This is a genomic window from Ruegeria sp. BB9, from assembly GCF_056539345.1.
Genome location: NZ_JBQFUU010000002.1, coordinates 561,612 through 573,855 on the forward strand (window position 1 = coordinate 561,612; position 12,244 = coordinate 573,855).

At 63.9% G+C, this 12,244-nt stretch carries 10 protein-coding genes; 5 read left to right on the forward strand and 5 right to left on the reverse strand.

Going from position 1 to position 12,244, the window contains the following annotated elements; genetic code table 11:
• Positions 1-100 precede the first annotated feature (100 nt).
• Both ACR0FC_RS10200 and pepN read right to left on the reverse strand, forming a co-directional pair.
• The gene (locus ACR0FC_RS10200; protein ID WP_170340328.1) at positions 101-544 is read right to left on the reverse strand and encodes a hypothetical protein; all 444 of its coding nucleotides are present in this window, start codon (positions 542-544) and stop codon (positions 101-103) included.
• Complete coding sequence (gene pepN / locus ACR0FC_RS10205; protein ID WP_170340330.1) at positions 541-3,093, reverse strand: aminopeptidase N; 2,553 nt, start codon at positions 3,091-3,093, stop codon at positions 541-543. The genes ACR0FC_RS10200 and pepN overlap by 4 nt, the downstream gene beginning before the upstream one ends.
• 215 nt (positions 3,094-3,308) lie before the next feature.
• Here pepN and ACR0FC_RS10210 point away from each other — a divergent pair, with 215 nt between their 5' ends.
• The 3 genes from ACR0FC_RS10210 to ACR0FC_RS10220 all read left to right on the forward strand — a co-directional run bounded on the left by ACR0FC_RS10210 (position 3,309) and on the right by ACR0FC_RS10220 (position 6,874).
• Positions 3,309-5,444, forward strand: coding sequence for a malate synthase G (locus tag ACR0FC_RS10210; RefSeq protein ID WP_170340332.1), 2,136 nt, complete (start codon positions 3,309-3,311; stop codon positions 5,442-5,444).
• A gap of 36 nt (positions 5,445-5,480) precedes the next feature.
• Positions 5,481-5,906: a GlcG/HbpS family heme-binding protein gene (locus ACR0FC_RS10215; protein WP_170340334.1), complete on the forward strand. Its 426-nt coding sequence runs from the start codon at positions 5,481-5,483 to the stop codon at positions 5,904-5,906.
• Between the two features lie 188 nt (positions 5,907-6,094).
• Positions 6,095-6,874 (forward strand): gamma-glutamyl-gamma-aminobutyrate hydrolase family protein, encoded by a 780-nt coding sequence (locus ACR0FC_RS10220; RefSeq protein ID WP_170340336.1) that lies wholly within the window; start codon positions 6,095-6,097, stop codon positions 6,872-6,874.
• A 64-nt stretch (positions 6,875-6,938) separates the two neighbouring features.
• Here ACR0FC_RS10220 and ACR0FC_RS10225 read toward each other — a convergent pair whose 3' ends face one another.
• Complete coding sequence (locus tag ACR0FC_RS10225; protein WP_170340337.1) at positions 6,939-9,179, reverse strand: xanthine dehydrogenase family protein molybdopterin-binding subunit; 2,241 nt, start codon at positions 9,177-9,179, stop codon at positions 6,939-6,941.
• Positions 9,180-9,182: 3 nt separating this feature from the next.
• Positions 9,183-9,647 (reverse strand): (2Fe-2S)-binding protein, encoded by a 465-nt coding sequence (locus ACR0FC_RS10230; RefSeq protein WP_170340339.1) that lies wholly within the window; start codon positions 9,645-9,647, stop codon positions 9,183-9,185.
• A gap of 99 nt (positions 9,648-9,746) precedes the next feature.
• Between ACR0FC_RS10230 and ACR0FC_RS10235 the strand changes: the two genes are divergently transcribed.
• Positions 9,747-10,325 carry a TetR/AcrR family transcriptional regulator gene (locus ACR0FC_RS10235; RefSeq protein ID WP_217358612.1) on the forward strand — a complete coding sequence of 193 codons (579 nt, stop codon included), beginning with the start codon at positions 9,747-9,749 and terminating at the stop codon, positions 10,323-10,325.
• On the opposite strand, the gene kynU is transcribed toward ACR0FC_RS10235, so the two are convergent.
• Entirely contained in the window at positions 10,318-11,511 is a 1,194-nt protein-coding gene (kynU, locus tag ACR0FC_RS10240; protein WP_170340343.1) for a kynureninase, read from the reverse strand. The genes ACR0FC_RS10235 and kynU overlap by 8 nt on opposite strands.
• 198 nt (positions 11,512-11,709) lie before the next feature.
• Between kynU and ACR0FC_RS10245 the strand changes: the two genes are divergently transcribed.
• Positions 11,710-12,159: a methyltransferase family protein gene (locus tag ACR0FC_RS10245; protein WP_093964875.1), complete on the forward strand. Its 450-nt coding sequence runs from the start codon at positions 11,710-11,712 to the stop codon at positions 12,157-12,159.
• Positions 12,160-12,244: the final 85 nt, after the last annotated feature.

The following is a 12,244-nucleotide window of genomic DNA, read 5'->3' on the forward strand; positions in this document are numbered from 1 at the left end:
ATTCTGAACCGGAATTGTGACCAGTTCAAGGATTCTAACATTAAACTTTCTGCTTCAATGGATCAGACAGGATCAATCTACGCGGATTCCGTGAATCGTTTCAGAAAACCGTGAAATGGTGCCGATCAACCCGGAAGCCGGCTTGTTGCAGCGCCTGTTCCAGCTGTTTGTGCGGCGGTAGGGACTCGTCCGGCAGGCGCAACCGCTTGCCGCTGGTCAACACAATCGACACGCGCACGGAAAAATCCCAGCGCGTGTCGAAGCGGAAGAAGTCGATCTCGGTCAGGTCGATCTCGCCCTGCCGCGCGCCCGAATGCCAGCTCAGTTTGGCCGGGTCCAGGTTCAGCCCGGCATCGGTGTCGCGCAGCACGTCCCACAACGCGGGCAGGGTGCCCAGCGCCAGCAACCCGATCAGCCACCAGGCCGCGCCGAAAACCAGCACAAGTGCCAGCAGCCCCGCATAGACAGCGGCCAGGATGGCGATGCTGCGGGGCGACCGGTTGTGTCGGGTAAAGCGAAACCCGGAGCCCTCGGGCGCCGTCATGCCCCGAGGATGCGCGAGATCATCTCGGTCGTGTCGCGCGACAGGTTCGGGGTTTCGGCGATGCGGGTCAGTTGGGCGCGGATCAGGTCCTGACGGTCGGCGTCATAGCGTTTCCAGGTCTGAAAGGCGGTGCACATGCGCGCGGTGGTCTGCGGGTTGACCGGGTCCAACCGGATCAGCCAGTCGGCCAGCAGGGCGTAGGCCTCGCCGCTGGCGTGGTGGAACCCGGCATGGTTCATTGCCAGCCCACCCATCAGCGCACGGAACCGGTTGGGGTTCTTCCAGTTGAAATCCGGATGCTCGGACAGGGCGCGGGCGATCCGCGGCGCATCGTCCGGGGCGGCCAGCGAGGCCTGAAGCCCGAACCATTTGTCCAACACCAGCCGGTCATGGCGCCATTGGTCGTAGAATGCCGCCAGTTCCGCCTGACCTTTGCCAGCACGCAGCAGGCAGGACAAAGCGCTAAGCTGCAGGGTCATGTTGTCGGCCTTGGCATAGACCTCGGCCGCCATCGCCCCGCCGTCCAGCCGGGTGGTCAGGGCCAGCGCGGCGCTGCCCAGGGCGCGCTTGCCCGCCTGTTCGGCATCGGGCGAATAGGGGCCGTCGACCAGCGCCTCGGAGTGCAGGCGGGGCAACAGGTCTTGCATGTGCTGGGCGGTGGCCTGGCGCAGGGTCTCGACCGCGCGCCAGATCGCCATCGGGTCGGGCGTTTCGCCCTGTTCGTGCAGCGCGGCGGCCAGTTCCGACTGGGTCGGCAGGCCCAACATCAGCGCGCGATAGGCCGGGTCCAGTTCGGCGTCGCGCAGAACGGCCAGCAGACCATCCAGGTATTCGGCATCGGGGGCCGCGTCCTGGGTGATCATGCGCAGCAGGGTATCCTGCGCCAGCGTCCGTCCGGCCTCCCACCGGTTGAACGGATCGGTGTCATGGGCCAGCAAAAACGCGCGTTCGGCGTTGGGGCGGTCATGCTCCAGGATCACCGGCGCCGAGAACCCCCGCAGGATCGAGGCGACGGGCCGCGTGGCCAGCCCTTCGAAGGTGAAGCTCTGGCGCACTTCGGTCAGTTCCAGCACCTCGGTGCCGCGCACCTCGTTGCCATTGGGACCCAGCAGGCCCACGGCCACGGGGATCACCTGCGGCAGCTTCTCGGGTTGGCCGGGCGTGGGTGGGGTGCTCTGGGACAGGGTCAGGGTATAGGTGCCGTCGGCCCAAACCTCCTCGACCTTCACCCGGGGCGTGCCGGACTGGCTGTACCACCGCTTGAACTGGGTCAGGTCGCGGCCGGTCGTGTCCTCGAACACTTTCAGCCAGTCCTCGATCGTACAGGCCTGCCCGTCGTGGCGTTCAAAATACAGGTCCAGCGCCTTGGAATAGGCCTCGTCCCCCACCAGCGTTTTCAGCATGCCGATCACCTCGGCACCTTTCTCATAGACGGTCGCGGTGTAGAAGTTGTTGATCTCCTGAAAGCTTTCGGGGCGCACGGGGTGCAACAGCGGCCCGTTGTCCTCGGGGAACTGGCGCGCGCGCAGGTCGATCACGTCATGGATGCGCTTGACCGCGGCCGAGCGCATGTCCGAGGTGAATTGTGCGTCGCGGAACACGGTCAGCCCCTCTTTCAGGCACAGCTGGAACCAGTCGCGGCAGGTGATGCGGTTGCCGGTCCAGTTGTGGAAATACTCATGCGCGATGATCGCCTCGATCCGTTCGAAATTGGCATCGGTCGAGGTTTCAGGGCTGGCCAGTACCGCCGACGAGTTGAAGATGTTCAGCCCCTTGTTCTCCATCGCGCCCATGTTGAAATCATCCACGGCGACGATGTTGAACACGTCCAGATCGTATTCGCGGCCATAGACATCCTCGTCCCATTTCATCGACCGCTTCAGGGCCTCCATGCCAAAGGCGCATTTGCCCTCGTCCCCGGGGCGGACCCAGAGGTTAAGATCGACATGGCGGCCCGATTTGGTGGTGAAATTGTCGGAGTGGGCAACCAGATCACCTGCGACCAGCGCGAACAGATAGGCGGGCTTGGGCCAGGGGTCGGTCCATTCGGCCCAGCCTTCGCCCTTGCCCGTCGGGTTGCCGTTCGACAGCAGCACCGGCAAGTCGCCGTTGATGCGCACGGTGAAGGTGGTCATCACGTCGGGCCGGTCGGGATAGAAGGTGATCTTGCGGAACCCCTCGGCCTCGCACTGGGTGCAATACATGCCGTTCGACATGTAAAGCCCTTCGAGCGCAGTGTTGTTGCCGGGGTCGATCTCGACCTCGGCCTCCCAGACAAAGGGGGCATCGGGGACGCTGGCGGTCAGGCCTTTGTCGGTGACGTCAGGAGTGATCGGGGTGCCGTCGATGCTGGCGCGGATCAGCTTCAGCTCTTCACCGTGCAAAAAAAACGTGCGGTCGGTGGCCTGCGGATTGGGCCGGAACGCGATGCGCGATGTCACGCGCGTTGCCTGCGGGGCCAGATCGAAGGTCAGGTGAACGCTGTCGATCAGAAAACCGAAGGGCGAATAGTCGGACAGGTAGATCGTGGTGGGGGCAGCGTCGCGCATCTGGGGCCTCGTGTCGGTGTGTTCCCGCGCGACGTTAGGAGGATCGCCGTGGCGCTGCAAGCAGGCGGGTCTGGGCGGCATTACCTTGCACGGTTTGAAGCTGTTTCAGGCGGAATTGAAAGGCGGATTGATGCAGCGGCAAGTTGCCTATCGGAAACAATGCCCCTAATTGAAGACTGCATACAACGGCACACGATGGGCAGGAGATTCGAGTCATGAGCGGCAGAGCTATCCGGAGCGGATTGGACGTAGATCAGGTTCTGATCGATTTCATCGAGGAACGCGCGCTTCCCGGAACGGGCGTTGAGCCCGATGCATTCTGGGCTGGTCTTTCGCGGATGGTGTCCGAGTTTGGCCCGAAAAACCGCGACTTGCTGCAAAAGCGTTCGGATATCCAGGGCAGTGTCGACGCTTGGCACCTTGCGCGCAAAGGCCAACCCATCGACATGGCCGAGCATCAGGCGTTCCTGCGCGAAATCGGTTATCTGCTGGATGAAGGCCCCGATTTCCAGATCGACACGGCGAATGTCGACCCCGAGATCGCCGCGACGCCCAGCCCGCAACTGGTGGTGCCGATCACCAATGCGCGTTTTGCCCTGAACGCGGCCAATGCCCGCTGGGGCAGCCTGTATGACGCGCTCTATGGCACCGACGCGATGGGCGACCTGCCGCAGGGGGGCGGCTATGACGCGGCACGCGGTGCGCGGGTCATCGCCTGGGCCAAGGCGTTTCTGGACGAGGCCGCGTCGCTGGCCCAAGGCAGCTGGGCCGATGTGGCCGGTCTGAAGGTCGAAGGCGGCGCATTGGTTCCAGCGCTGGCCGAACCCGGGAAATTCGTGGGCTTCGGCGGCGCGGCCGAGGGTCCGGACTTCGTGCTGCTGAAGAACAACGGTCTGCACGTCCAGATCATGATCGACCCGTCCAGCACCATTGGCGCCTCGGACCCGGCGGGCATTTCCGACGTGCGCCTGGAATCGGCCCTGTCCACTATCATGGATTGCGAAGATTCGGTGGCCTGTGTCGATGCCGAGGAGAAGGTCGTGGCCTATGGCAATTGGCTGGGCCTGATGAAGGGCGACCTGACCGAGGAGGTTACCAAGGGCGGCCGGACATTTACCCGCAAACTGTCCGAGGACATCGCCTTTATCCGGCCCGACGGATCGGCCGGCAGCCTCAAGGGCCGGTCGCTGATGCTGGTGCGCAATGTGGGGCACCTGATGACCAACCCCGCCGTGTTGGACGCCGAAGGCAACGAGATCGGCGAGGGGCTGATGGACGCGCTGTGCACCACGCTGATCGCGATGCACGACCTGCAGCGTGATGGCGGCAACTCGGTCCACGGTTCGGTCTATGTGGTCAAGCCCAAGATGCACGGCCCAGAAGAGGTCGCGTTCTCGGTCCAGATCTTCGACATGGTCGAGGACATTCTGGGCCTGCCGCGCAACACCGTGAAACTGGGCATCATGGATGAAGAGCGCCGGACTTCGGTGAACCTCAAGGAATGCATCCGCGCCGCGAAATCGCGGGTGGCCTTCATCAATACCGGGTTCCTCGACCGGACGGGGGATGAGATCCACACCTCGATGGAGGCCGGGCCGATGCTGCCCAAGGGCGACATGAAGAATACGCCCTGGATCCAGTCCTACGAGGATCGCAATGTCGATATCGGGCTGGCCTGCGGGCTGAAGGGCCGGGCGCAGATCGGCAAGGGCATGTGGGCCATGCCCGACCGGATGGGTGAGATGCTCGAGGCCAAGATCGGCCACCCGATGGCCGGTGCGACCTGTGCCTGGGTGCCGTCTCCCACCGCAGCGACCCTGCACGCGACCCATTACCACAAGGTGGACGTTCTGGCCCGTCAGGACGAGATCGCTACCGGAGGTCCGCGCGGCACGCTGGACGATCTGCTGACCATCCCGCTGCTGAGCGGCCGCAACCTCAGCGACGATGAAATCACTCGCGAGATCGAGAACAACGCGCAGGGTATCCTGGGCTATGTCGTGCGCTGGGTCGATCAGGGTGTCGGCTGCTCGAAGGTGCCCGATATCAACGACGTGGGTCTGATGGAGGATCGCGCCACCTGCCGGATTTCTAGCCAGGCGCTGGCCAACTGGCTGCATCACGACGTGATCGGCGCTGATCAGGTTATGGCCGCAATGAAGAAGATGGCCGCCGTTGTCGACCGCCAGAACGCGGACGACCCGGCCTATCGGCCCATGGCGCCGGGGTTCGACGGCATCGCCTTCCAGGCCGCCTGCGATCTGGTGTTCAAGGGGCGGGTGCAGCCCTCGGGCTATACCGAGCCGGTCCTGCATGCGCGACGGCTGGAACTGAAGGCTCGTCAGGGCTAGAACCGGGGCAGACCACCGCAGACAGAGGACAAGATCATGTCGGTTTCACTTAGAAAGGCCCGCACCATCATTCGCAAAACCCTTGAGAAAGGGCGCGAGATGGACCTGAAACCCCTGTCGGTGGTGGTTCTGGACGCCGGCGGCCATGTCATCGCCTTCGAGCGCGAGGACGGCGCGGCCCCGGGCCGGTTCGCGATTGCCCATGGCAAGGCCTATGGATCGGTCATGCTGGGCATGGCAGGCACCGCCCAGATGAAGCGGGCCGAGGCGCAGGCCTATTTCATGGCTGCGGTGAACGGGGTTTATGGCGGGCAGGTCGTTCCGGTTCCGGGCGGCGTACTGCTGCGCGACCGCAAGGGCGCAGTGATCGGTGCCGTCGGGGTAACCGGAGACACCTCGGACAACGACGCCGCTGCCGCCATGGCCGGGATCGAGGCCGCCGGGCTGACCGGCGAGACCTGATCTGCACAAGCGCCGTCCCGCCGCGGCCGCCTGTTTCGGGAAATTCGTCCCGCGCTCTGCGGAAATCGGGAACAATATGTGCGTATCTGAACACGTCCTTGCGCCATGGTGCAGGGCGTGTTTTCTTGCACGTTATTGAAGGGGCGGATAATTTCCGACCAGTTCAAGTAAAACAGCAAGGTAGCACAATGTCCCGACCCGTCGTTGGCATCATCGGCAATTCGTATCTGATGAACGACCAGTACCCCACCCATGCCGGGGGGACGATGAATTCGGACGCGGTCGCGAATGTCTCGAACTGTCTGCCGCTGCTGATCCCGGCCGATCCGCGCTATGTCGACGTGACCGAGCTGCTTGAGGTGTGCGACGGGTTCTTGCTGACCGGTGGCCGCCCCAACGTTCACCCCGAGGAATACGGCGAGTCGGCAACTGACGCACATGGCGAATTCGACCGGGCGCGCGATGCGATCACCCTGCCGCTGGTACGGGCCTGCGTGGAACGCGGCCAGCCCTTTCTGGGCATCTGCCGGGGCTTCCAGGAGGTCAACGTGGCCATGGGCGGCACTCTGTACCCGGAAATCCGCGATCTGCCCGGCCGGATGAACCACCGCATGCCGCCCGATGGCACGCTGGAAGAGAAATTCGCCCTGCGCCATGTGGTCAAGCTGACCGAGGGCGGGGTGTTCCACCGCCTGTTCGGTGCCAGTGAGGTGATGACCAATACGCTCCACGGGCAGGGCATCAAGACGGTGGGCAAGGGCGTGGTGATCGACGGCCACGCGCCGGATGGTACGCCCGAGGCGATCTATATCCAGGATGCGCCCGGGTTCACCCTGTCGGTGCAATGGCACCCGGAATGGGATGCCGCGAATGACCCGGTGTCGCGGCCTCTGTTTCAGGCTTTCGGCGACGCGGTGCGGGCTTGGTCGGCAAGTGCAATGCCGACGCCGGTGCGGCAATCGGCCTGACAATCGGCTCTCGGATTTCTTCAAAAGACCGGCGCGGCAATCACCGCGCCGGTCTTTTTTCGTTTCACACCAGCAGGTTGAACTGCTTGTTGAGCGGCAGGGTCCGAGCGCGCTGGCCGGTCAGGTCAAACAGCGCGTTGCCAAGCGCCGGCATCGAGGGCGGCGTGCCGGGCTCGCCCGCGCCACCCATGAAGCGGTTGGTTTCCAACACCTGAACCTCAACCTGCGGCGCGGTGTGCATGCGCAGCGCGTCATAGTCGGGGAAGTTCATCTGTTCGACCTCGCCATCGGCGAAGGTGATCTCGCCGTAGCAAGCCGCCGACAGGCCATACATCATGCCGCCGGACATCTGCGCCTTGACGTTTTCAGGGTCCAGCGCCAACCCCATGTCGCAGGCGATCCAGGCCTTGCTGATGCGGATGGTGCCGTCTTCGTCGGTCACCTCGATCACCTGCGCGACCGGGGTGCCGAAGCTGTAGGTGAAGGCCACGCCGCGCCCCACGCCATCGGGGGTCTTGCCCGTCCAGTCGGACATGTCGCGCACCGCCTCGAGGCACCCGGCCGAGGGCGCGTGTTCGTCGCGCATCAGCTCCAGCCGGAACTCCAGCGGGTCGCGTCCGGCGGCATGGGCCATCTCGTCGATGAAGGTCTCGTGGAAGAAACCGTTGTGGCTGTTGCCGACCGAGCGCCAGAAACCCACCGGGATCTTCAGGTCGGCGATATGGCCGCTCATGCGATAGTTGGGCACCGCGTAGGGCTGGTTGAAGAACCCTTCGACCAGAACCTTGTCCGGGCCAGCGCCGGGCATTCCGGTATAGCGCTCAACGGCTTGCTGCGTGCAGGACTGCGCGGCGACCGCACCATCGATGAGCACTGCTTTGCCATCCTGAACCGCACCGCGCATCCGTGCCATCGCACCGGGGCGGTAGTAGTCGTGACGCATATCTTCTTCGCGGCTCCAGGTGGTCTGGACCGGAGTGCCGGGCATCGCCATGGCCACTTTGGTGGCGATGTCGCCGAAATCCAGCTCTCCGCGGCGACCAAACCCGCCGCCCAGATAGGTGGTGTGGATTTGGACGGCTTCGGTGTCCAAACCGGCCGTGTTGGCAACGCGGAACTGGATCAGCGTGGGGGCCTGGTTGCCGCACCACAGTTCCAAGGCGTCGCCGGTGAACAGCGCGGTGGCGTTCATCGGTTCCATCGTGGCGTGGGCCAGGTAGGGGACAGTGTATTCAGCGTCGATTACGGTCGCGCCTTCGGGAACGATGCTGACATCGCCGTCATCGCGCATGGTCGAGTTCGGATCCGCGTCGAAGGCCTTGGCGATCTCGGCAAAGATGGCGTCGGTTTCAGGGGGATAGGGGGCCTCGCCCCAATCAACGCCGATGGCCTCGACCGCCTGGTTGGCCAGCCAGGTGTTGGTGGCGATCACCGCGACACCGTTGCCCAGATCGACGATCTTTTCCACGCCCGGCATTGCCTTGGCGGCGCTGTCGTCAAAGCCGTTCATCTGGCCGCCCAGCTTGGGGTTCATCCGGACGCTGGCGAATTTCATGCCGGGCAGGCGCACGTCAACGCCGAACTGGGCGGTGCCGGTAGCCTTTTCCACCATGTCCAGACGCGGCAGGGTCCGGCCCAGATAACGCCACTCGGACGGGTCGCGCAGCTCTGCCTCAATCGGTTCCATCTGCGCCACGTCTGCAGCCAGGTCGGTATAGGCGATCTTGCTGTCATCAGGCGCGATGACATGGCCCGAAGCGGTCTTCAACTGAGCCCGATCCACCCCCAGTCGGTCGGCGGCGGCCTGTTTCAGCGTCTCGCGGGCGGAGGCACCAGCCGCGCGCATTCGCTCGAACCCGTCCTTCATCGAGGTCGAGCCGCCGGTGACCTGCAGGCTGAGCGCTTTGCCGATCACGCCAAGGGCCTCGCCCAGATTGTGCTGGAAGTTCGAGACGTCATAGCCCTTGTTGGGCAGGCTCTCGCCGATCAGGGCCGAGTTGTAATAAGCCGCCGCCGCAGGTCCGTGCAGAACGGTGACCTGATCCAGATCCACGTCCAGTTCCTCGGCAATCAGGGCGGCCCAGGTGGTTTTCACGCCCTGGCCCATCTCGGCGCGGGGCGCAAACAGGGTCACGCCGTTCTGGTCGATCAGGATGAAAGGGTTCAGCGCCGCTTCGCCCTCGCCCGGTTTCAGCGGGTTCTTGGCGGGACGGTTGACGTAATAGACCCCGAAAGCCACGCCGCCGACGATGGCGGCAGATCCGATCAGGAAGGTGCGGCGCAGGATTTTTCCGATGCTGGCCATGGATCAGGCCTCCTTCAGCTTGGCGGCGGCGTCGTTGATCGCGGCGCGGATGCGGGGGTAGGTGCCGCAGCGGCACAGGTTGCCCTGCATCGCCTCGTCGATTTCTTCGTCAGAGGGGGCAGGGTTTTCGGCCAGCAGCGCGGCGGCCTGCATGATCTGCCCCGACTGGCAATAGCCGCATTGCGCGACCTGATGGTCGACCCAGGCCTGCTGGATCGTGGCCAAGTTGTCGGGCGTCCCCAACCCTTCGATCGTGGTGACCTCGCCCCAGACATCGGACAGGGCAACTTGGCACGAGCGGACGGCCTCGCCGTCGATCTGCACCGTGCAGGCTCCGCAGGCGGCCACACCGCAGCCGAACTTGGTTCCGGTCAGGCCCACCTCGTCGCGCAGCACCCACAGAAGGGGGACATCGTCGGGCAGATCGACCTGATGTGGCTTTCCGTTGATCGTCAGCGTGGTCGCCATGGCGTACCTCTTTTGGCTGTGGCTGGTTTCTGACATAATTGATGAAAAATGTCAGTGCGTCAATTGACAATTTCGCGCGAAACTGTCAGAGGTCAATTCATGGCGGAAAAACTGGATGATACACGGGCAAAGGCGATCCTGACTTCGGCGTTTCAGGCCTTTTCCGCCTATGGGTTCCGCAAGACCTCGATGGATGACATAGCGCGTGGCGCGGGCATGTCCCGTCCAGCGGTCTATCTGCATTACAAGAACAAAGAGGCCATCGTTAGCAGCCTGACACAGGCGCATTACGCCGAAAAGATCGCGGCGGTGGCACATGCGCTGCAGGGCGACGGAGCGGTGTCCGAGATCCTGGCGCGGGCGATTGACGCGCAGATCGCCGGGATGGCGGCCATACTGGCATCGCCGCATGGGCTGGAGATGCTGGATACCAGCAAGTCCACCGCTGCCGACATCGTGGCCGAGGGCGAGGCGGCGCTGGCGGATCTCTACGCTGAATGGCTAAAGCGCGAACTGGCGGCCGGTCGCGTGCGCCTGCCGGACGGTCCGGCCGAGACCGCGCGGACCATCACCGCCGCGCTGAAGGGGATCAAGATGACCGCCTCGAACGCCGAGGAGTTCGAGCAGCGCATTGCCCAGTTGTCCGCGCTGATCGGCGCGGGGCTTGAGGTCAGGTAACCCGCTGCCGGACCTTGAATTCCGGTCTGTCCCACAAACGGTTCTGCATGATGTCAGTCAGGATCTCGACGGCGCGCGACACGTCGCATTCGTCGATATACAGCGGCGTGAAGCCGAACCGCATGATGTCGGGCGCGCGGAAATCCCCGATCACGCCGCGGGCGATCAGGGCCTGCATCGCCGCGTACCCGTCGGCAAACCGGAACGAGACCTGGCTGCCGCGCATCGCGGGGTCGCGGGGGCTGGCCAGTTGTAGATCGGGGCAGGTGGCCTCGACCTGCTGGATGAACTGCTCGGTCAGGGCGATGGACTGCGCGCGCACATCGTCCATGTCGGCCATGTCCCAGATATCCATCGTCGCGGCCAGCGCGGTCATCTGGATCACCGGAGGCGTGCCGACGCGCATGCGCTCGATGCCCGCGCCGGGGCGATAATCGAGGTCGAAGGCAAAGGGGGCCTCGTGCCCCAGCCAGCCCGACAGGGCCGGGCGCGCGGTGTCGGCCCATTTCGGCGCGACATAGATGAAGGCCGGGGCGCCCGGACCGCCGTTCAGGTATTTGTAGGTGCACCCGACCGCGAAATCGGCGTTGCAACCGGCCAGGTCCACCGGGATGGCCCCGGCTGAGTGGGCCAGGTCCCACACGGTGATGACGCCCCGAGCATGTGCCAGTTCGGTCAACGCCTTCATGTCGTGCTTGCGACCGGTGCGATAGTCGACCTCGGTCAGCATCAGCACCGCGACCTCGTCGGTAATGTGCTCGGCCACGGCCTCGGGGTCCACGACCCGAAGCTCGTACTCCTCGCCCAGCGAGCGCAGCAGCCCGTCAGCCATGTAGAGATCGGAGGGAAAGTTGCCATTGTCTGACAGCACCACCTTGCGCCCCGGGTTCAGCTCCAATGCCGACGCAACCGCCTGATAGACCTTGATCGACAGCGTGTCGCCTACCACGACCGTGCCGGGTGCGGCGCCGATCAGGCGGCCGATCCGATCGCCCAGGTCAGTCGGCATGCTCATCCATCCGGCCTTGTTCCACCCGGTGATCAGCATTTGGCCCCATTCCTCGGTCAGCATCTTCTGCACTTTCGCGGCCGCCGCCTTGGGCAGAGGGCCCAGCGAGTTGCCGTCCAGATACAGCACTCCTTCCGGCAGGTGGAACATGGCTTTGGTGGCGGCGAAATCGGTCATGATCAATCCCGGTGTTTTCTTGTGTCCGAACCGGGGTATCGGATCGGTGCCGGGCTGTCTACGCCCACCTGTTTGTGGCTCGGGTGCACAATATTCGGCCGCAGGGCCAAGATGCTTTGCCATCGGGGTCTGAAAGCGGTAGGACTTGGCCCGGAAGCGACATGTGTCGGTGCATGTCGTCATTCAAAAGGGATGCACATGCGCCGTATCGACGTACCGCCACTGTGGCTTTTGGGCTTCGCGGTGTTGGCCTGGTTGCAGGGCCGTTATCTGTCGCTCGGCCTGTCGCTGGAAGGCGGGTTGACCGACCTGCTGAGCGGTCTGCTGATTGGTGGGGGTATCCTGTTGGCGGTTCTGGCAATCGTAGAATTCCGCCGCCACCGTACGACGGTCATTCCGCATGAAACACCCACCGCAATGGTGCAATCGGGCATCTACAAACGCAGCCGCAATCCAATCTATCTGGGCGATGTCCTGATCCTTGCCGGGTTGATCCTGCGCTTCGATGCCGTGCTGTCGCTGGTTTTGGTTCCGGTCTTCGTCTGGGTACTGGAACGGCGGTTCATCCTGCCCGAAGAGGACCGCCTGCGCCGCACCTTCCGTGCGGACTTCGCGCGTTACGAACGCAAAACCCGTCGGTGGATCTGAAATGCGCCGACCCGTGACACAACGTAATGAATGCTGCGCTTGCGAAATAATGTTGCGCAGGATAGATCTTTGCTTAACAAACAAT